Here is a 19825-nt window from a genome sequence, read left to right as displayed (position 1 = left end):
ACTAGGACATGACCCTGATGGCGAGTGACTCCAGCGCAGATGTCGTGATCGTCGGGACGGGGGTGGTCGGCTGCCTGGTCGCGGAACGCGCCCTGGATGCCGGTCTGTCGGTGCTGATGCTCGAAGCCGGCCCGCGCGTCGATCGTTGGCGGATCGTCGAGAACTACCGGAACCTGCCGCCAAGCATGCGGCTGTTTCATTGGGACGCGCCTTACCCGCCGAAGCCGTGGGCACCACATCTGGAAACGCGCGTGGCCAAGGAGTCCGAGCAGTACCTTCAACTGGAAGGGCCGAATGCCCGCGCCTATCTGCAGGGCTATGTCCGCTATGCCGGAGGCGCGACCTGGCACTGGGCCGGAATCTGCTGGCGCCTGACGCCTGAAGACATGCGCCTGAAGAGCCTCTATGGCGTGGGCCGGGACTGGCCATTCGGCCACGACGTTCTCGAGCCGTACTATACGGCTGCCGAATATGCGATCGGCGTGTGCGGTCCGTCCGACCCTGCATTGCAATGGCCACCGAATGCCGAGCGCTCAAAACCCTATCCGATGGGACCGATACCGTTCGGTCCCGGTGAAACGCGTCTGACCGAGGCGGCTGCCAGGATCGGCATGATGAATCTGCCGGCGCCGCAGGCCCGCAACAGCGGCGTATCCTATCATGGGCGGCCGCCGTGTTGCGGCAACAACAATTGCTTTCCGGTCTGTCCGATCGCCGCCAAATACGACGCGGCGACCGCGCTGCCGAAGATCGAGGCCAAGGGCGGCAAGATCCTCGCCAATGCGGTGGTCTATCGCGTCGAGACCGGCGAGAAGAATGCGGTCGAAGCCGTGCACTATTTCGATCCGAACAAGGTTTCGCACCGGGTCACGGCAAAACTCTTCGTGATCGCCTGCAATGGCATCGAGACGCCGAAGCTGCTGTTGCTGTCCAAGGACGATCGCAATTCCAACGGGGTCGCGAACAGCTCCGATCAGGTCGGCCGCAACATGATGGATCAACCGAAGCTGTTTGCGGAAGTCGAACTCGCGGAGCCGCTGTGGACGGGCGTCGGGCCGGTCCAGAGCAGCAGCATTCTGAACACGACGCAGGGTGAATTCCGCAATCGATACGCCGGAGCCATGTTCCGCATGGAGAACTTCGCCCGCAGCCCGCTCGGCTCCGCCGCTGCGCTGAAAAAGGGGCTGGTGGGCAAGGCCCTGGATACAGAAATTCGACGGCTATCCGCCTGTACGGCAAGGTTGACCGTCGAGCACGAGCCGCTGCCCTTGCCGATCAACCGCCTGACGCTGTCGAGCAAGACGGATTGGCTCGGGATCAACAAGCCGAATATCTATTACGACGTCAGCGACTATGTGCGCCGAAGCGCCAAGGAATACACCGTGCCGCGGCTGCAACAGCTGGCATCCGAACTCGGCGCCACCAGTTTCCAGCTCTCTCCCGAGTTTCTCAACAGCGACCACATCATGGGCGGCTGCATCATGGGGAGCGAAGCGGCGACTGCGGTGGTCGATGCCGACTGCCGTGCGCATGATCACCAAAATCTGTTCCTGCCCGGCGGCGGGGCGATGCCAAGCGGTACCGCGTCAAACAGCACGCTCACGATGGCGGCGCTGGCGCTGAAGGCAGCCGACGCGATCACAGCTCAACTCAAGCATGGCTGATCATGGGTAGCTCTGGTCATCGACTTGGTGCGCTGCTGATCGGCTTCGCCGGATTTCTGGCGGCCGACACCTCGCATGCGGCCGACACCGCGGCCGTGATCGACCGCGGCGCGTATTTGGCCACGGCCGCGGACTGCGGGGCCTGCCACACCGCGCCGGGCCGCGAGCCCTTTGCCGGCGGGTTGCCGATCAGCACGCCGCTCGGCACGATCTATTCGACCAATATCACGGCGTCGGGTGAGTTCGGGGTCGGACGCTATACGGAGGAACAGTTCTCGCGGGCGCTTCGCCGCGGCGTCAGGCGGGACGGGGCCAACCTCTATCCCGCGATGCCCTACACGTCCTATGCGAAATTCACCGAAGACGACGTGCATGCGCTCTTTGTGTACTTCACGCAGGCGGTCAAGGCGGTCGATCATTCCGCGCCGAAGACCGAGCTGCCGTTTCCGATGAACATCCGGCTGTCGATGATCGGCTGGAACCTGCTGTTCCTGAACAGCGCGGCCTTCGTGCCGGATCCTAACCAATCGGCGGAATGGAACAGGGGCGCTTATCTGGTCCAGGGCGCGGCGCATTGCAGCACCTGCCACACGCCGCGCGGTTTTCTGATGCAGGAGCAGACCAGCCGCGCGCTGTCGGGCGCCTCGGTCGGGCCCTGGTACGCACCCAACATCACGTCCGATCCGACCAGCGGCATCGGCAGCTGGACCAAGGACGATCTCGTCGCCTATCTGCGGACCGGCCATCTGTCCGGCATGGCGCAGGCTGCCGGAAGCATGGGCGAAGCCGTCGAACACAGCTTCCAGCATCTCACCGCGTCCGACCTCGAGGCAACAGCGGTTTACATCAAGAGCGTTCCGGCGATCCACGACCCTAGTGACGAAGCGTCCCGCTTCACGGCCGGAAGACAGTCCTCCGAACTGGCCACGTTGCGCGGACGCGACGGCGTCAAGTCCGACAACGGCGCCGATCCCGCGGGTGCCCTGCTATTTGCGGGCAATTGCGTGTCCTGCCATTCGGCCGAAGGGCAAGGCAGCAAGGACGGCTATTATCCGAGCCTGTTCCACAACTCGGCCACCGGCGCAAAGAACGCGACCAACCTGATTGCCGCCATCCTGTACGGCGTCAATCGCGTGACCATGGGCAAACAGGCCTTCATGCCTGGCTTCGGTGGTCAACCGACCGATGCCAATCCACTCAACGACCGCGAGATCATGGCGTTGGGCAACTACGTCCTCACGCATTATGGCGCCGGCGGCACGGCCATCACCGAGCAGCAAGTCGCCGAAGTGCGCAGCGGCGGGCCATCGTCCCCGTTGCTCATGCTGGCGCGTGGGGGCATCGCTGCAGCGGCTGTCGTTCTGCTGTTGGGTATTGCCTTTGTGCTGTTCAGAAGACGGAAGATCGTCTCCAGGCCTGCGGCTGCATCCTAAGCAGGTCTCGTCCATAATGCGGGCTTGGCGACCGGAGCGCTGTCGGACTACGATGGCGCCAGATCTGTCGCTCCAGGAATGAGCCCGCGAAGGATGCCGGCGTCACTGCTTGCCAATTGGATGGAGCGGCCGTCGTCCGGCCGCATCCTGATGCGGATTCTGGTCCTGATCGCCTATCTCATCATCTTCGCGCCGGTCTCGATGATCGTCGCAACCAGCTTCTTCTCCCAGGAGATCGTCAGCTTTCCGCCGCCGGCGCTGACCTGGCACTGGTACGCCAATGCCTGGGACAAGCCGGAATTTTTGCGCGGCCTGATCACAAGCTTGCAGGTCGCCCTGCTTGCGGCCGCCGTCGGCGTGCCGATCGGCACCGCAGCCGCGCTCGCCATTGTGCGCGGCGAGTTTCCCGGCAAGCAGGTGATCAGCGCGCTGTTGCTGGCGCCGCTAGCCGTGCCCGGGGTCGTCGCCGGCTCCGGGCTCTATATGTTCTATGTGCTCGCTGAAAACGCCCTCGATCGCGACATCAAGGCGACGACCGAAGGGCTGGTCGCGGCCCATGTGATGCTCACGATTCCCTGGACCGTGCGGCTGGTGGTTGCGAGCCTGCAGGGCCTCGACCGCGCGGCGGAGGAGGCGGCGGCCAATCTCGGCGCCGGTCCCCTCACGGTGTTTCGTCGCATCACGCTTCCGATGATGCGGCCCGGCATCGTGGCGGCGGCGATGTTCTCCTTCATCCAGAGTTTTGAAAATCTCGACCTGTCGCTGCTGCTGGTCGGTCCCGGCCGGATCACGTTGCCGGTCGCGATGCTCAACTATCTTGAATTCCGGATCGATCCGACGCTGGCCGCGGTTGCAACGGTGCAGATCGTGATCGTCGGGGTGTTGATGGTGGTGACCGATCGCTTCGTCAAATTGTCACGGGTCGTCTGATGGCAAGCCTGTCGATCGACAATCTCACCAAGCGTTTCGGCGCGTCTCTCGCCGTCGACGGCCTCAATCTCGCGGTGCAGGAAGGCGAGCTGGTCGCGCTGCTCGGTCCCTCCGGCTGTGGCAAGACCACGACCCTGCGTATGGTCGCAGGATTTTTGCCCCCGACCAGCGGGCGGGTGCTGTTCGACAGCGAGGATGTCACCAATCTGCCCGCGCACAAGCGCGCGACGGGAATGGTGTTTCAGTCCTATGCGCTGTTTCCGCACATGACCGCAGCGCAGAATGTCGGCTTCGGGCTGGAGATGCGCGGTGTTGGTGGCGCCGAGCGTCAGGCCAAGGTCGAGGAGGCGCTGAAACTGGTGCGGCTGTCGCATCTGGCAGGTCGGCTGCCGCGCGAATTGTCGGGCGGACAGCAGCAGCGCGTCGCGCTGGCCCGTGCGCTGGTGATCAATCCAAAGCTCTTTCTGCTCGATGAACCCTTGTCCAACCTCGACGCCAAGCTGCGCGCCGAGGTCCGGATCGAGATCCGGGCGCTGCAGCAGCGGCTCGGCCTGACCACGCTCTTGGTCACGCATGACCGCGAGGAGGCGCTGACCATGGCCGATCGTCTGGTCGTGATGGAGGGCGGCCGGGTGCGGCAGGTCGGCTCGCCACGCGAGCTCTATGATGAGCCGCAGGATGCGTTCGTGGCTGACTTCGTCGGCCGCTGCAACATCCTGCTGGGCCGGCGCGAGAATGAGATCCAATTTCGCACTGCGGGCGGGCTCGTTTTAACCGTCGACATCGCGCCGAACGAGAGCAAGAATGCGAACGCCTTTGCGTTGCGGCCGGAACGGATTTCGATTCGCCCGGGTGCCGAGGGCGATCTCCACGGGCCGCTGCAGGCCGTGACCTATCTTGGGCCGCAGACTGAATACCATGTGCGTGTCGGCGACGAGGTGTTCGTGGTGGTGCAGCAAACCCCGGGCGCGGACGAGCCGCTGGCTTCGGTCAGGCCGCAAGATCAGGTTTCGCTGCGGTGGGACCGCAAGGCTCCGCGGCTGGTGCCGCAAACATCTTGAGGGAGATGGTCATGATATCGCGACGTCATTTGTTGTCCGCCGGTGCCGGGGCTGCCACCATGCTGGTCCCGGGCGTGCCGATCGCGCGCGCGGAATCGAGCCAGGTCGTGGTCGGCACCTGGGGCGGCGATTACGGGCAACTGCTCAGCGATCTCATCGACAAGCCGCTGCTGGCACCGAAGGGTGTCGAGGTGCTGCAGGATGTCGCCAACGCCGATCCCCGCAAGACCAAGCTGCTGGCGGAGCGGCAAAGCCGGCGTGGCTCGATGGACGTGGCCTGTCTCTCGGACACTGACCACTATGTCGTCGCGACCACCAATGTCTTTGAGGCGGTTGATGCTGCGAAAATCCCGCGGCTCGACAAGGTGTTTCCCGAGCTTCGCACCGACACTGCGATTCCGCACATCTACTCGGCGCTGGTGATCCTCTACAACGAAAACCAGGTCAAGACGCCACCGACCTCCTGGGCCGACCTTTGGGATCCCAAATGGCGCGGCCGCGTCGGTCTTGCCGATATTCTTTATTCATGGAACACGCTCGCGGCGGCGTTGGCGAACGGCGGTGGCGTCAGCAATCTCGACCCGGCGGAGCAAAAGCTGATGGAGCTGCGCTCGCTGGATGCAAAGATCTATCCGTCCAACGAGGCGCTCGCGGCCGGGCTGAAATCCGAGGAAGTCTGGCTCACGGCCATGTGGCTTGCCCGCGGCTTCATGTGGAAGAAGGCGGGCATTCCGCTCTCCCATGTCGTGCCGAAGGAGGGCGCGGCATCGATCGTGTTCGAAGCCAGCGTGCCGCGCAATGCGCGCAACAAGGACGGCGGCTTCGCCTATCTCGACGCGATGCTCGATGCCAAGGCTCAAATCGCCTTTGCCGACAAGATGGGATATGTGCCGACGGTGTCGGACGCCGTGCTGCCGGAAGATCTTGCGAAGCAGGTCAGCCTGAGCGAAGCCGACCGCGCCAGGCTCCTGAAACCCGATTACAAATATCAATCCGAGCGCTCGCAGCGCACGCTCGATTTCTGGAACAAGCAGTTCAAGGGCTGATTGTGGAGCTTCGGATTTGACGTTCGCTGATACGCATCGCGACACGAAGGGGGCAAACGTCAAATCGGCTCCATCGGGCATGGCGTTGCTGGTGCTGCCGGCCTGCCTGCTCGTGCTTGGGCTCCTGATCGGGCCGATGCTCCTGATGTTCCGGATCTCGCTCAATCGGTTCAGTCCGACGCAGTTGATGATCGAGGCGTTCTCGTTCGAGAATTACGCACGCGCAGCGGCGGATCCTTATTATCAGGAGGTCATCCTGACGACGCTGGGCATGGCGCTGCTCTGCACTGCGTTGACCCTCATCATTGCCTTTCCGGCGGCCTACTGGGTCGGGCGGCTCCAAAGCAGCTGGAAAAGCCTGGTCGTGATCGCGACGCTGTTTCCGCTCGTGGTCGGCAATGTCGTCCGCTCCGCCGGCTGGATGGCCCTCTTCACGCGCGACGGCCTGATCAACGCTGTTCTCCTCAAGGTGCATGTGATCAGCGAGCCGCTGACACTGATGTATACGCCGAAGGCGGTGGTGTTCGGCATCATCGCGGTGGTGCTGCCCTACATGATCCTGACCATTGCCTCGGTGATTGAGAGCATTCCCCGCGACCTGGAAGATGCCGCCGCCAATCTCGGCGCCTCCGCCCTGCAGACATTCTGGCGCGTGATCCTGCCGCTGTCGGCACCCGGCGTCGCGGCCGGGTCGATCCTGGTCTTCGTTTTGTGCATGAACACCTATGCAACTGCGGTGCTTCTCGGCGGGCCGCGTTTCAAGATGATGGCGCCGGCGATCTTCGACCAGTTTGTGCGGGGCAACAACTGGCCGATGGGCGCCGCGCTGGCCTTCATGCTGCTCGCGCTGACCATGAGCTTTACGATTGTCGGCAGCATCGCCTTTGCGCGGCGCTATCGCGTGAGATAACCGCGGAACGCTCAAGCGGCCCGCTGTATGGGAAGGAAACGCTCGATGTCTGACCAGGCGAAAACCGACGTTCTGCCGGGCGATGAGCTCGCGCGCATCCGCAACAAGGGCGAGGTCCCGATCGTCGCCAAGGCGACGTCGCGCGATCGCGGCATCGGTCCGTTCAAGCGGCTCGCGCTGCGCAGCGCCACGGTGATCGACGGCACGGGCGCGCCGCCGCTCGGCCCGGTCGATATCATCGTGGAGAATGGCCGCATCGTCAGCCTGAAGAAGGTCGCAGGCTATGGCGCCGGTCCGGGCGAGCCCGCCGATCACGAGATCGACTGCCGCGGCAAATGGGTGACGCCGGGCTTCGTCGATTGCCACGCCCATGCCGGCGTCGCCTATCATTCCGCGAATGGCTGGGTGCCGCCGGTCGACTACGTCTACAAGCTCTGGCTCGCCCACGGCGTCACCACCGTGCGCGAAATGGGCTCGATGAACGGCCTCGGCTGGGTCATCGACCAGCGACAGCGATCGGCGGACAACACCATCGCGGCACCCCGGCTGCTCGCCTATGCCTATTTTCCGGCGGTCAACGACATGATCAAGACCATCTACACGCCGGAGCAGGGCCGGGAATGGCTGCGCAAGGTTAGGGATCGCGGCGCCGACGGCATCAAATTCTTCGGCGCGCCACCTGCGATCATGGAAGCGGCACTCGACGAGTGCGCGAAACTCGGCCTGCGCTCCGGCTGCCACCACGCGCAGATGGCGGTGACGCGGATGAATGCACTGACCACCGCGCGCTGGGGCCTGACCAGCGCCGAGCACTATTACGGCCTGCCCGAAGCGCTGTACGAGGATCGGATCGTCCAGAATTTCCCGCTCGATTACAACTACACCGACGAATATTTCCGCTTCTCGGTCTCGGGCCAAATGTTCGGGCAGGCCGCCAAGCCCGGCTCGCGCAAATGGGAGGAGACGCTGGAGAAATTCCTTGAGATCGGCTTCACCTTTGTTCCGACCTTCACGATCTACGACGCCAATCGCGACCTGATGCGCGCGCGCCAGGCCTATTGGCACAAGGACTACACCTGGAAGTCGATGTGGGATTATTTCACGCCGCAGCGCGGCGGTCACGGCTCCTATTGGTATCGCTGGTCAACCCAGAACGAGGTCGAGTGGAAGGAAAACTACCGGCTGTGGATGGCGTTCATCAACGAATACAAGAACCGGGGAGGGCGCGTTTGCACCGGCAGCGACTCCGGATTCATCTACCAGATTTTCGGCTTCGGCTATGTCCGCGAGCTCGAACTGTTGCAGGAGGCCGGCTTCCATCCGCTGGAGGTGATCCGCGCCGCGACCTCGCAAGGTGCCGCGCTGTGTGGAATCCAGGACGAGGTCGGGACCATCGATGTGGGGATGCGCGCTGACCTTCTGGTGCACGATTACAATCCGCTCGCCGATTTCAAACTGCTCTATGGCACCGGCGCGATGCGGTTCAACGATGCGACTAACGCGGTCGAATGGCACCGCGCCCTGAAATACACCATCAAGGACGGCATCATCTACGATACCGAGGAATTGCTCGCCGATGTCCGGGAGCTCGTGAAGGCAAGCTGGGAGAGCGACGTTCCGGAAAAGTTCGCCGCGCGGGCTGCGGCCGAATGAACAGCGAGCCGCTCGATTTCTTCGTGCTGACGGGATTTTTGGGCTCGGGAAAGACCACGCTGCTGCGTGATTTCCTCCAGCGTCCCGAGGCGACTGACACGGCTGTCATCGTCAACGAGGTCGGAGAGATCGGGCTTGACGGCGTCGTGTTGCGCGAGAGCGGCAGCGATCTGCCGATCGCGATGCTGTCAAATGGCTGCGTCTGCTGCCAGATCGGCAGCGATCTCGCCTTCACCATCGACCGGCTGATCATGACGCCGCGGCCGCCCGGGGCCGGCCCGTTGCGCCGGATCATTCTGGAGACCAGCGGACTTTCGATGCCCGGGCCGGTGCTGCGGACGCTCGCGACATTGGCCGAGCACCGGATGCGGGTGGCCGTGATCGGCACATTCGATCTCCAGCACGGCGGCGAGGTCGCGGCCTATGAGGAGGCGGTGGCGCAATGGACCGCCGCGCATCGCATTGTCGCGACCAAGGCCGACCTTGTTACATCCGCGGCGCTGGCCGGCGCGCCATCTGTTATCGCTGACATCAATCCGCTCGCCGAGGTCGTTGCCTCAGCGGATCGCGCCAGCACGGTGCTAGCAGCATTTGCTCCGTTGACCGCGCCGCCGCGCTTCGACATCGCCGGCGCTCCCGGAAACGTGCATCCGCGTATTGCGCTCTGTGTTGCGAGGCCCCTCGGCGAGGTCGCCTATCCCGATCTCGCGGCCTGGCTCGACAATCTGGCCGGCGCGCTCGGCGAGCGCCTGTTGCGGATCAAGGGACTGGTGCGGGTGGTGGAAAGCCGACAGCCGCTGCTGATCGAGTGCGTCGGCACGACGTTCTCGCCGCCGCGTCCGCTTCAGACCGATGGGGCGCCGTCCGGCCTTGTCATCATCGCGCGCGATGTGGAGGGGGCTGAACTCGACCGCGTGGCGCCGATTGGTCTCGTTGAATTGTCCTCCTGGAAGACGCCCGACCCGAACGGCCGCGTCGGTCGCGCTCCGATCAAGGCCGAGTGGGTGGTGTGATCGACGGCTGGCGGCGCAAATCTCGATCGCGCCTGGGTAGCACGCAAGGAGAAGCTGGAATGACCGACGGAATCACCAAGGGCGAGACGATGGAGCGGCCGATGCTGTTCCAGCCGCTCACGCTTCGCGGGCTCTCGCTGAAGAACCGCCTCGTTGTGCCGCCGATGGTGCATTATCGCTGCGACCCCGGACACACCTGCGGCACGTTTCACGTCGTTCATCTCGGCCGCTACGCGTTGGGCGGCTTCGGGCTGGTCTTTGTCGAGGCGACGGCGGTCGAGGAAATCGGGCTGATCAACGAAAATGACCTCGGCATCTGGAACGATGCACAAGCCGAAAGCTTCAAGCCGCTGATTGCCTTCATGAAGCGCCAGGGCACCGCAATAGGCATTCAGCTTGCCCATGGCGGGCGCAAGTCTTCGTCGCAAACTGCCATGCAGGGCATGGGGCCGCTGACCGAGGAGAATCTGAAAGCCGGCGCGAAGATCTGGCAGCCGGTCGGACCGACGGCCGAACCGGTCGCCGACGGCTGGCTGACGCCGCGGCAGCTGACCACGGCCGAATGCAAGGCGATGGTCGGCACCTGGGCGGCCGCCGCGAGACACGCCGTTGATGCCGGGTTCGACACCATCGAAATCCACACCGCGCATGGCTATCTGCTGGCGTCGTTTCTGTCGCCGGTTTCCAACACGCGCAATGACGAGTACGGCGGTGACCGGGCCGGGCGCATGTGCCTGCCGCTGGAGATTGTCGAGGCGGTGCGCCGCGAGATGCCCGCATCGATGCCGCTGTTCGTGCGCGTCTCGTCCGTCGACGGGACCGTGGAGGGCTGGAATATGGACGACACGGTCGCCTTTGCGCACGAACTGAAGGCGCGCGGCGTCGACGTCATCGACTGCTCATCGGGCGGTATCGCGGGTGCAGCGACCGCAGCCCAGGTGACGCGCAGCCTTGGATTTCAGGTCCCGTTCGCGGAGCGGGTTCGCAAGGAAGCTGATATCACCACCATGGCCGTCGGCATCATTCTCGAGGCAGAGCAGGCCGAAGCCATCCTGCAGAAAGGGCAGGCCGATCTTATCGCGGTCGGCCGCCAGTCACAGTTCAATCCCAACATCGCTCTGCACTGGGCCCACGACCTCGGCGTCAACCAGCGTTTCGAAGACTGGTCACCCGAGTTTGGCTGGTGGCTCGAAAAGCGAATCAGAACCCTGCAGGGTTTTGCCACCGCGACCGGTGTTGTCACGCAGCGCCCCTGAGTTTCTTCGCAGCCGCCGCGAGCGGAACGCGAAACGCCCCGCTCGTCCTTCTCACTCGCCCGGGACCAGACGCCCGACGGGCGGATGCGCGAGACGGCGGTGCCGGCGGCGCGACAAATAGAGCAGCAGGCCGGTCACCGTGAACAGTGGCATCAGCGCCGCGGCCAGCATGAAGGCGAGCTTGCCCGGCCATCCGAGGATGGCGCCGCGGTGAATGTCGAGCACGCTGGCGAGGACGCGCTCGCCAAGGGTCTTGTCCGCGTAGAGATCCGCGGAGATCACCCGCCCGGTGACGGCATCGATGCGGAACTCGTCGCGTACGGTGTCCAGTGACGAATCTTGTGCCCACGACCTGACGCGCACGGCGGTGCCGGCGCCGGCCGGCAGCGTCAGCAGGGCCCTTCTGTAACGGCTGCCCTCTTGTTGCAGGAACGTAGTCCAGACGCGATCGAAGGTGAGCGGCTTGACGTCGCCCTTCGCATCCGTCTTGGCGTCAGCCGCGCTGCGCGGCGGCTTCGGCTGCATCGCTGCGGCCGTGGCCGCAGAGCGCGCGAGCAGCCATTTGGCGCCGTCCTTGTACCACTCGAACGAATAGGTCAGGCCGGTGAGCGTCATCACCAGATAGATCGGCAGCACCCAGGTGCCGATGATGGCGTGCAGCGAGCGGTGCAGGCCGCGGCCGCGGAGTCCCAGATTTGGCTTCAGCCACATCTTCACGCTGCGCGCCCGGTGCGGCCAGCGCAGCACGAGGCCCGTGATCAGCATCACGATCAGGCAGATCGCGGCGGTGCCGGTGATCTTGCGGCCGTAGCCATTGCCGTCGCCGGGCAGCAGCAGCCAGCGATGCAGCTTGCGGACGGTGGCGAAGAAGTCCTCGCCGCGCGGTGAGCCGAGCACATGCGCACTATAGGGGTCGGCATAGACCGAGGACGGTCGCGCGCCACCTTCGGTGCGGGCAAACCGGATATGCACTGCGGCCGATGGATCGCTTGCCATGGTCACGGCCGACGCCTTGCCGAAGTCGCCGGCTGCCTGCACCCGCGCGACCAGTTCATCCGGCGTCAGCCGCCGCGTCGCGCTGGCGTCGACATGCATGATGCCGGCATTCAGGCTCGCTCCGATCTCGTCCTCGAATGCCATCGTCGCGCCGGTGATCCCGACCACGGCCCACAGCAGCGCCAGGGCGAGGCCGACGACGGAATGGACCTGCAACAGCACGGCCTTGGTTGCGCGCCAGGCTTCACTCATCGACGCCGACCTTCTTGATCAGCGCGATCGCGGCCTTATGATTCATCGCGATCTCGTCGATCGGCAGCGCGTCGGGCGGGAACGATCCGATCTCGTCAAGGATCGGGTGGCGCTCCGCCGCCGCGCGCACCGGATATTCCAGCTCGGCACCGGCAAAGATCGTCTGCGCCGCCGGCGTGAGGAGGAATTCGATGAACTTTCGCGCGGCCGCCGGGTGGGGTGCACGCCTTGCGATCGCCGCGCCGGTCAGGTTGACGTGACTGCCGCCGCCCTTGAACACAGTCGGTACCGCCTTCACGGTCTGCGCCCAACTGCGCCAGTCGCCGCCTTCGCGCCCGTCACGGAGCTGCGCCAGCGCGACCGTATTGCCGATACCGATCTCGCAGGCGCCTGCCGCGATCTCGCGGATCACGTCATTGTCCTTGCCATCGGGTTTGTGCGCGAGATTGGCCTTCAGGCCGTTGAGCCAGGCCTCGGTCGCCTCGGCGCCGTGATGCACGAGGTAGGCAGCGACCAGCGCGACATTGTTCTGGTGCAGGGCCGGGCGCATGCACAGTCTGCCGCGCCATTTGGGATCCGCGAGATCCTCATAGTCGATTGCGGCGAGCGGATTGTCCTTGCGCGCCATCACGACGCGCGGACGAAGGGTAAGCGCGATCCATTGCGCACCGTCGTCACGCAAATTCGCAGGCACCGCCTGATCGAGTTGCGGCGATGCAAGCGCCTGCGTCAGCCCGCGTGTCGAAAGCTGGGTGGTCTTGTCGAGGCCGATGGTCAGCAGGACATCGGCGGGCGACGCGTCGCCTTCCGAGGTCAGCCGCTTGACCAGGCTGTCCTCGACGAAAACGGTCCTGACCTTGATGCCGCTGGTCTCCGTGAAGGCCACGATGACCGGCTCGAGCAGGCTGGCTTCACGGGTCGCGTAAAGGGTGATCTCGTCGGCACGGACCGCCGTGCAGCCGACGATGGTGGACGCCAACGCGACCAGCAGGGCAATCGCTGTCCGCGGCGCGCGCATCGCTAGAATTTCACCGTCGCCGACAGCGAGAAGCGCCGCGCGTCGCCGATCGCAACAGCCAGATTGCTGACCGCTGAAGGATAATAGACATTATCGAACAGGTTCTTGACGTTGAACTGGTAGATGACCGGGAACGTCTCGACCTTGGTCTCGTAGGTCGCGAAGATGTCCGCCACCGTATAGGACGGCAGCACGAACGTATTGTTCGCGTCGCCCGGCCGGTCGCCGACATAGCGTGCGCCGCCGCCGAGGCGGAGCTGGCCGGGCAGGGTGGTGCCGAAATCGTAGACCAGATAGAGCGAGGCGGTGTTGAGGGCGACATTCTGCAATTGCTTGCCGCCGAGCGTCGGATCATCGGTCACGCGCGCATCGGTGTAGCCGTAGCTGCCGATCATGCTCCAATTGTCGGTCAGCCTGCCGGTGACGTCGAACTCGACGCCGCGCGAGCGGACCTTGCCGGCCGTGCGATACTCGACAATGCCCGTCGCGGCGTTGAGCTGCGAGACCAGCACGTTTGTCTTGTCGATATCATAGAGAGCGAGCGTACCTGACAGGCGCTTGTTGACGTCGAACTTGACGCCGGTCTCCCACTGGACGCCCTCTTCGGGTGCGATGTTGGACCCGATCACGACGCCGCCGGTGAGCGGTGCGATGGTCGAGGTTGGCTTCAGCGATTGGGTGAAGCTCGCATACAGCGACACCTGCTCGTTGAGCTTGAGAATGGCGCCGCCGAGCGGCAGGGCCTTGTCACCGCTCAGATTGGTGTTGGTGATAAACGGCCGCCCCTTACCCGCGATCTGGTCGTAATCCGCGTAGCGCACGCCGCCGACCAGCGCGAAGCGCTCGGTGAGATGCAGCGTGTCCTGGAAGAACAGCGACCACTGGCCGAGTTTGTCGGTCTGGGCGCTGTCGACGGCTGATACCGTCGTGCCGGGCCCGATCAGCCCGTAGACTGGATTGTAGAAGTTGAAGCTCGGGGTCGTCTGCCGGATCAGGTTGTCGCGGTAGATCGTGCGGTACTGGCCGTCGCCGCCGAACAGCACCTCGTTGCGCATGTTGCCGAGCCAGAAATTGCCTTGCACATACGACGTGCCGTAGCTCGAATTGCTCAGCGAGCCTTGCGTGCCGTCGTCGCTACGTGTCTCGACGCCGGTCTTGGTGTTGATGCCGGTGATGCGGAGCTGGTTGGCGCTGAACGTCTCGGTGTTGTAGCTGTAGGCGGCGAACAGCTTCCAGCTCTCGTTGAGGCGATGCTCGACCGAGGCCTGCATCAGGTCGGAGGTGCCCCACATGTTGTTGAAGGGCTCGTCGAGCCGGCGCGTCGCCGGGATCGCCAGCGGCGCCTTGGTGACAGGGTCGAACGCGGTGCCGCGGTCGAACGGAGTGATGAACTCGCGATGCTCGTAATTGAGCTGAATCGTAGTGTTCTCGCCATACCAGGCCAGTGACGGCGCGACCAGCATCTCGCGGTGCCGGCCGAAGTTGCGCCAATAATCCTCGCTCACGCCGTAGCCGATGAAGCGATAGGCGAGGCCGTCCTTGCCGATCGGGCCGGTGATATCGATCGTTCCGTCGGCGCCGCTTTTGGGGCCGGCGTAGCTCGAGCCGAGCAGGGTGACCGAGCCGTGCTGATAGAGATCGGGGCGCTTGCTGATGGTGTTGACGATGCCGCCGGGATCCATGATGCCGTAAAGCAGCGAGGCCGGGCCTTTCAAAACCTCGACGCTCTCGACCGCGGCATTGAGGCTGCGGCCCTGCACCAGCGGCATGCCGTTGCGCATGATCGAGCCGTCGCGATTGTCGCCGAAGCCGCGGCGCATGACGGCGTCCTGGGTGCCGGCCAGCGTGTTGGCCTGGGTGATGCCACTGACATTCGCCAGCGCGTCGTCGAGGTTGCGCGGCAGCTGGTCCTTCAGCACCTGCTCGGGCACGACGGCGACGGATTGCACGGTATCGAGCGGCGAGGCGCCGCTGCGCAGCGTCGTGGAACTCGGCATCGCGCGATAATGCAGCTTGGCTTCGTTCAGCACCGCGGCAGCGGCGGCGGCGCGCTCCGATGGTGTCGGTTGCGCCGGCTGGGCATTCCGGTTGCGCTGGCGGGCAGCGGCGGCTGCCTGTGTCCGTTGCGCCGGTCTTGCCTCAGCATTCGCGGGCTGGCGCTTTTCCGTCGGCGATTCCACCGTGACGGGCGGCAGCGCGACGCTCGATTGCGCGCTCGCGGGCACCACTGCACAGGAGAGATCGGTGAGCAGGAAGGCCGCGCCGATCAGCAGATGGGTGCGACCCATGTCGGTAGGCGTTCGATGGTCTCCGACAAGCCGGCCATCAGCGTCAACAATCACTTTTCAATTCCAGTCAGTGAATTTCATTTCCGACCGCGCCTCTAGCAGCCGCGCGTGACGAAAAGAACCGCAATGGAATTGAATCTCTCTAAGCAGTGATCGATTTGAATCCTTCTAATCAGTGGCGCGCCATGCGCTGCTTGGCGAGCGTTCATCTGCACGCTGCATGCCTGGAGAGCGCCCGACCGGCGCGCCGCTTGCATCGGCGCGTCAAACGGTCGCAGATTGCGCGCGGATCAGTGTGAGCCGGTCCGACCGATCGGTGTGGGCGTCAATTGGCTGCCAGGACGACAGTCGCCGAGTTGATCGTTCCCGTGCTCACGCCGTCGCGGGCCATCGATTCGATCGTCATCCAATTGTCGCGAAAAATCGTCGCCGCCTCATTGGCGCTGTCCGCCTGGATGGTCAGACTGCACGCGCGCCGCGTGCCATTGCTGGCAAACTGGAAATGGAAAATAAATCCAGACGGCTCCGCGCTCCGCGCGCCCAACGGTTCCTGCTGCATGAAGACTTTCCCCAATACTTGTGTTTGCGACCACCCGCACGCAGAGTTGAACCGTGATGCGGCGCAGTCGTGATTCCAAACGACGCAATCGGCATGATCGTGCATTTTGTCGGACGGTGTTGCCGGGATTCAACACACGATGGAACTTTCTGGCGGTTCGCGAGCCGGAATCCGGTAATGGTCAGGGCGTGGTCTCAATCTCAACGCGTCACGCCGCGGCGCTTTCTATGCATCGCCGTCGGGATGAACCATCAGGGTTTCCTGGATCGAGGTCGCAAGCATCGATCCGTCACGGTCATGGACGCGGGCGATCGACAGGCCGCGGCCGCCGTCGGCGCAGGGGCTTTCGGCTTCGATGTGCATCCAGGTGTCAGGCGAAAATGCGCGGTGAAACCAGATGCAATGATTGAGGCTCGACAGATAGAGCGGTTCGCGCGACTGCAATTCGCGCAGATGGCCGCCGACGCTCGAGAAGTTGAGCCACCAATCCGAGAGATAGGCGAACATCGCGGCCTGGGCGCGGGAGCCGGGGGCAAGCCTCTGCCTGCTTCGCAGCCAAAATCGCAGACGCGGCTGCGCCGTTTTGGCGGAAAGCTGGAGCTCGATCTCGGGGATACGAAAATCCATGCATGGTTTGATGTGCCGGGAGTAGGGACCGAGCGGCCGCAATTGGGCCATCAGCGCATCCGGTATCGTGCTCAGTTCGGGCAGGCTCTCGGGCTCCTCCAGCCGCGCGAACCGCACTGCGTGACGCGGACCGGGTTGCGGCGCGCAGAATGTGGCCTGCGCGCTCACAACTGCGCGCCCATCCTGGGCGCCGACGACTTGGCGGGAGGAGAACCGCTTGCCATCCTGAAGAACTTTAGCGTCGAACGCGATGCGCCGGTCGGGATCGGCGCCGCGCAGGAACGTGAGCTGCAGCATCGCGGCCGGGCGATCGTCAGGTGCGCTTAGCGTCGCCGCCATCATCGCCTGTCCGAGGATCTGGCCGCCATAGGAGCGCCCGTTGAGATTGGCGTCGCCGAAGCGGCTGCGATAGCGCAGCGGCGCGATCGGCTCGAGCGAGACCAGCGCTGCGATATCCTCATCGTCCCACGGATCGCACGCCGTTCCGCCGCTCTCCGCGCTGCCAGGGTCTTGCCCGTCCATCCCGATCACATTGCCGGGAATTTCTGTGGGCCCGGATACCGCGGATAGCCGGCCGCCACGCCGTACTCGCTGATTCCAATGCCTGTCTCGTTGCCGCTTTCGAGCCGGACGACATGGTCGGACAGCGTGCGTGCGATGGCGCGCGTTGCGGCATCGTCGAGATTCCAGATGTCGTGCGCGGCATCGCTTTCGCCACGGTCGTCGCCGTGGGTCCAGCCCTGCAGCCCGCCATACATGCCCGCCTTGAGGTAGAACCGGATCGGCAATCCCTGCATCTTTACGTGGCGGGGAGCGCCGCGATCAAAGGTGAAGGTGAAATCGGCGGCCGCGATGGTCTGGCCGAGCGGATCGTCGGCCCATTCAATCCTGTGCTCGACCGAGGTGACCTCGCGATGTGACACTGATCCGTCGGCCTCGCGGCGAAATTCGGTTCCAGAGAGATAGTGCGGCTTGCCGGGCGTCCGCTCCTTGATGAAGACCGACAGCGCGGATTGTTCGAACTGGAACATCGACCAGGTCCAGAAGAAGTTCCGGTGGGTCGCAACCGGAGGCCTTGCTTCGTCGGTGCGCATCTCGGAGCGCAGCCCCCAGGAGCGGTCGCGTTGGCCCCACCACAGCTCGGGCTCGATATCATAGCGTCGGCCGTCGACCACAATCCATCCGCGCCAGCGGCCGAACTGAGAGACGCGGGCGAGATCCTCCTCGACGACGCCGTTGCGCTCGCGAAAATTCTGCTTCTCCTGCGCCGCAGGAAAGCTCGCCTTGAATTCGAGCGAGAAGCTTATTCCTGACGGGTTTTCGGCGAGTGACAGCCGGTGCAGGCTCATGCCCTCGACGATCTCGATTCTGAGGCCGCCGACCGATGTCTCCAGCGGGTTCGTCCCGAGCCGCCGCGAGGCACGGAAATTGTGCTGGCGGCGGCCGACGGTGATGCCGGCAAATCCATCCATCACATTGCGGTTCGGGTAATAGCCGAGCCCGATATCGATCAGAAGTTCGGTGCCGTCGATCGGATGCGCGGTGTACCAATAGCGCTCCGTGAACCTGATATCGCCGCCGCCTGCCTTGGCAAAGGTTTCCGGCGTCTGGTGGCCGATCAGATCATCCTGGGCTGTCAGCATTGTTCTTGTTCCTTGTTCAAGCCGTCCCGGTCATCAGATGCGTCGCGCCGGTCAGTCCTTTGCCGGCCCCGCACCGACGATGTCGCCGAACAGCACCCAGGTCTTGCCGTCGAAGCGGGCGAAGCGGCGCTCGGTGATCGCCGCATAGTCCTGCGGCGTGGTCTGGATCGTGATTCCCGGAAGCAGCATCGGCAGCGCGATGCCGCTCAAATTGGTGGCCTGCTTCAGCACGTTCTCGCGCGTGAGATTGTCGTGGCAACGCTCAAGAATAATCGCGCCGAGCTGCGCGGTGGTGTAGCCGGTGACCGCGATCACGTCGTTGGGGTCCATGCCTGGCAGATATTTCGCGGCAAAGGCGAGATAGTCGGTCATGCCCTTGTCGTTCGCCCAGGTCGGGTCGTTGGGCGTCTTGTAGGATGTGGTGGTCAGAATGCCGGTAGACGCCTCGAGCCCGGCCGGCACCAGCACGCCGCCGATCGAATTCGCGGTCGAGCCGAGGAAGATCAGCGGCTGCCATCCGAGCTCATGGATCTTGCGGATCGCCATCGACGCGAACTTGTTCTGTGCGGCGATCAGGATGGTATCGGCACCGGACGCCTTGAGATTCACGATCTGCGAATCGATGGTGGGCTCGGTCGACTGGTACATCGCCTCCTTGACGATCATTATGTCGGCTTTCGCGCCGAGCCCTTCCTTGAGGCCGAGCAAGAAATCCTTGCCGATGTCGTCAGCCTGCATCAGGACGCCGATCTTGGCATCCGCCTTCTCCTTGAGGATGTAGCGCGCGATGATCCTGGATTCGTTGACGTAGGTCGGCGAGTAGGGCGTCGTCCAGGGGAACTGCTTCGGATCGTTCCAGCGCGTGCCGCCGCTTTGCACCAAAAGCTGCGGGACGCCTTGGCTGTTGAGATATTTCTGAATCGCGGCGTTGGTCGGCGTGCCGAACGGCGCCATGATCGCGAGCACCTTGTCGTTCTCGACCAACGCCCGTGTCACCTCGACGGTCTTGGGCGGGCTATAGGCGTCATCGCGGGTCAGCAAATTGATATGGCGGCCATTGATGCCGCCTTTCTCGTTCAGCATCGCGAAATAGGCGAGCATGGTCTTCGGGAAGCTCGCATAGATCGACGCCGGGCCGCTGTAGGGCGCATTGGCACCGAGCGTGATCTCGGTGTCGCTGACGCCGGGACCGTAGGCCTTCTCGGCGTTCGCCGTTCCCAAGACGCCGGCGAGCATGAGCGCCGAGACCGCAAGCGTGAAAACTGGCTTTCGCATCGTCCCCTCCAAATGGCGCCCTCTTTACGAGGCTCGTTGATCCGGCGGCGGGCCTTCAAAGGCTTTACCCCTCACGACGGGTGTGTAATAATAGACCGTCCGTTCGGATTATCAACTGATTTCTCCGAAACAGGACTGCGAGGCCACGGCATGACGGAAATATCCGCAAAGCGTGTGCTGCCGCATGTGGTTGAGGAGGAA

At 64.0% G+C, this 19825-nt stretch carries 16 protein-coding genes; 9 read left to right on the top strand and 7 right to left on the bottom strand.

What is annotated here, in order from left to right; genetic code table 11:
• Positions 1-8 precede the first annotated feature (8 nt).
• The 9 genes from UP09_RS05170 (at position 9) to UP09_RS05130 (ending at position 10966) form a co-directional block, all read left to right on the top strand.
• On the top strand, positions 9-1664 hold the full coding sequence (locus UP09_RS05170; RefSeq protein ID WP_245301755.1) for a GMC family oxidoreductase: 1656 nt from the start codon (positions 9-11) through the stop codon (positions 1662-1664).
• A gap of 2 nt (positions 1665-1666) precedes the next feature.
• On the top strand, positions 1667-3097 hold the full coding sequence (locus UP09_RS05165; protein ID WP_044536978.1) for a c-type cytochrome: 1431 nt from the start codon (positions 1667-1669) through the stop codon (positions 3095-3097).
• 120 nt (positions 3098-3217) lie between these two features.
• A complete protein-coding gene (locus UP09_RS05160; protein ID WP_044537104.1) occupies positions 3218-4027 on the top strand; it encodes an ABC transporter permease subunit in 810 nt (269 codons plus the stop codon).
• On the top strand, positions 4027-5088 hold the full coding sequence (locus UP09_RS05155; RefSeq protein ID WP_044536977.1) for an ABC transporter ATP-binding protein: 1062 nt from the start codon (positions 4027-4029) through the stop codon (positions 5086-5088). The genes UP09_RS05160 and UP09_RS05155 overlap by 1 nt, the downstream gene beginning before the upstream one ends.
• Before the next feature lie 11 nt (positions 5089-5099).
• Positions 5100-6134, top strand: coding sequence for an extracellular solute-binding protein (locus UP09_RS05150; RefSeq protein ID WP_044537103.1), 1035 nt, complete (start codon positions 5100-5102; stop codon positions 6132-6134).
• Positions 6135-6213: 79 nt separating this feature from the next.
• On the top strand, positions 6214-7044 hold the full coding sequence (locus UP09_RS05145) for an ABC transporter permease (RefSeq protein WP_044536976.1): 831 nt from the start codon (positions 6214-6216) through the stop codon (positions 7042-7044).
• A gap of 45 nt (positions 7045-7089) precedes the next feature.
• A complete protein-coding gene (locus UP09_RS05140; protein WP_044536975.1) occupies positions 7090-8697 on the top strand; it encodes an amidohydrolase family protein in 1608 nt (535 codons plus the stop codon).
• A complete protein-coding gene (locus tag UP09_RS05135; RefSeq protein ID WP_044536974.1) occupies positions 8694-9710 on the top strand; it encodes a CobW family GTP-binding protein in 1017 nt (338 codons plus the stop codon). Before UP09_RS05140 ends, UP09_RS05135 begins: the two co-directional genes overlap by 4 nt.
• A gap of 59 nt (positions 9711-9769) precedes the next feature.
• Positions 9770-10966, top strand: coding sequence for an NADH:flavin oxidoreductase/NADH oxidase (locus UP09_RS05130; RefSeq protein WP_245301754.1), 1197 nt, complete (start codon positions 9770-9772; stop codon positions 10964-10966).
• Positions 10967-11017: 51 nt separating this feature from the next.
• On the opposite strand, the gene UP09_RS05125 is transcribed toward UP09_RS05130, so the two are convergent.
• The 7 genes from UP09_RS05125 to UP09_RS05095 form a co-directional block, all read right to left on the bottom strand.
• Positions 11018-12214, bottom strand: coding sequence for a PepSY-associated TM helix domain-containing protein (locus tag UP09_RS05125; RefSeq protein WP_044536973.1), 1197 nt, complete (start codon positions 12212-12214; stop codon positions 11018-11020).
• Entirely contained in the window at positions 12207-13232 is a 1026-nt protein-coding gene (locus tag UP09_RS05120; protein WP_044536972.1) for an extracellular solute-binding protein, read from the bottom strand. The genes UP09_RS05125 and UP09_RS05120 overlap by 8 nt, the downstream gene beginning before the upstream one ends.
• Positions 13233-13234: 2 nt before the next feature.
• Positions 13235-15520 (bottom strand): TonB-dependent siderophore receptor, encoded by a 2286-nt coding sequence (locus UP09_RS05115; protein ID WP_044536971.1) that lies wholly within the window; start codon positions 15518-15520, stop codon positions 13235-13237.
• A 325-nt stretch (positions 15521-15845) separates the two neighbouring features.
• On the bottom strand, positions 15846-16079 hold the full coding sequence (locus UP09_RS37425) for a hypothetical protein (protein WP_044536970.1): 234 nt from the start codon (positions 16077-16079) through the stop codon (positions 15846-15848).
• A 225-nt stretch (positions 16080-16304) separates the two neighbouring features.
• Positions 16305-17228, bottom strand: a complete 924-nt coding sequence (locus UP09_RS05105; RefSeq protein ID WP_052832962.1) for an acyl-CoA thioesterase — start codon at positions 17226-17228, stop codon at positions 16305-16307.
• Between the two features lie 5 nt (positions 17229-17233).
• The gene (locus tag UP09_RS36240) at positions 17234-18349 is read right to left on the bottom strand and encodes an Rv3169 family protein (RefSeq protein ID WP_052832961.1); all 1116 of its coding nucleotides are present in this window, start codon (positions 18347-18349) and stop codon (positions 17234-17236) included.
• Between the two features lie 51 nt (positions 18350-18400).
• Entirely contained in the window at positions 18401-19624 is a 1224-nt protein-coding gene (locus UP09_RS05095) for an ABC transporter substrate-binding protein (protein WP_044536969.1), read from the bottom strand.
• Positions 19625-19825 lie beyond the last annotated feature (201 nt).

This window comes from Bradyrhizobium sp. LTSP885, from assembly GCF_000938305.1.
Taxonomy (GTDB): Bacteria; Pseudomonadota; Alphaproteobacteria; order Rhizobiales; family Xanthobacteraceae; genus Bradyrhizobium.
Note: the sequence above shows the minus strand (reverse complement) of the source record. Positions and strands in the feature narration are given on the sequence as shown.

Coding starts and splice junctions, on each gene's coding strand:
- UP09_RS05170 (WP_245301755.1), top strand. CDS start 9: ATGACCCTGATGGCGAGTGACTCCAGCGCAGATGTCGTGATCGTCGGG.
- UP09_RS05165 (WP_044536978.1), top strand. CDS start 1,667: ATGGGTAGCTCTGGTCATCGACTTGGTGCGCTGCTGATCGGCTTCGCC.
- UP09_RS05160 (WP_044537104.1), top strand. CDS start 3,218: ATGGAGCGGCCGTCGTCCGGCCGCATCCTGATGCGGATTCTGGTCCTG.
- UP09_RS05155 (WP_044536977.1), top strand. CDS start 4,027: ATGGCAAGCCTGTCGATCGACAATCTCACCAAGCGTTTCGGCGCGTCT.
- UP09_RS05150 (WP_044537103.1), top strand. CDS start 5,100: ATGATATCGCGACGTCATTTGTTGTCCGCCGGTGCCGGGGCTGCCACC.
- UP09_RS05145 (WP_044536976.1), top strand. CDS start 6,214: ATGGCGTTGCTGGTGCTGCCGGCCTGCCTGCTCGTGCTTGGGCTCCTG.
- UP09_RS05140 (WP_044536975.1), top strand. CDS start 7,090: ATGTCTGACCAGGCGAAAACCGACGTTCTGCCGGGCGATGAGCTCGCG.
- UP09_RS05135 (WP_044536974.1), top strand. CDS start 8,694: ATGAACAGCGAGCCGCTCGATTTCTTCGTGCTGACGGGATTTTTGGGC.
- UP09_RS05130 (WP_245301754.1), top strand. CDS start 9,770: ATGACCGACGGAATCACCAAGGGCGAGACGATGGAGCGGCCGATGCTG.
- UP09_RS05125 (WP_044536973.1), bottom strand. CDS start 12,214: ATGAGTGAAGCCTGGCGCGCAACCAAGGCCGTGCTGTTGCAGGTCCAT.
- UP09_RS05120 (WP_044536972.1), bottom strand. CDS start 13,232: ATGCGCGCGCCGCGGACAGCGATTGCCCTGCTGGTCGCGTTGGCGTCC.
- UP09_RS05115 (WP_044536971.1), bottom strand. CDS start 15,520: ATGGGTCGCACCCATCTGCTGATCGGCGCGGCCTTCCTGCTCACCGAT.
- UP09_RS37425 (WP_044536970.1), bottom strand. CDS start 16,079: ATGCAGCAGGAACCGTTGGGCGCGCGGAGCGCGGAGCCGTCTGGATTT.
- UP09_RS05105 (WP_052832962.1), bottom strand. CDS start 17,228: ATGGACGGGCAAGACCCTGGCAGCGCGGAGAGCGGCGGAACGGCGTGC.
- UP09_RS36240 (WP_052832961.1), bottom strand. CDS start 18,349: ATGCTGACAGCCCAGGATGATCTGATCGGCCACCAGACGCCGGAAACC.
- UP09_RS05095 (WP_044536969.1), bottom strand. CDS start 19,624: ATGCGAAAGCCAGTTTTCACGCTTGCGGTCTCGGCGCTCATGCTCGCC.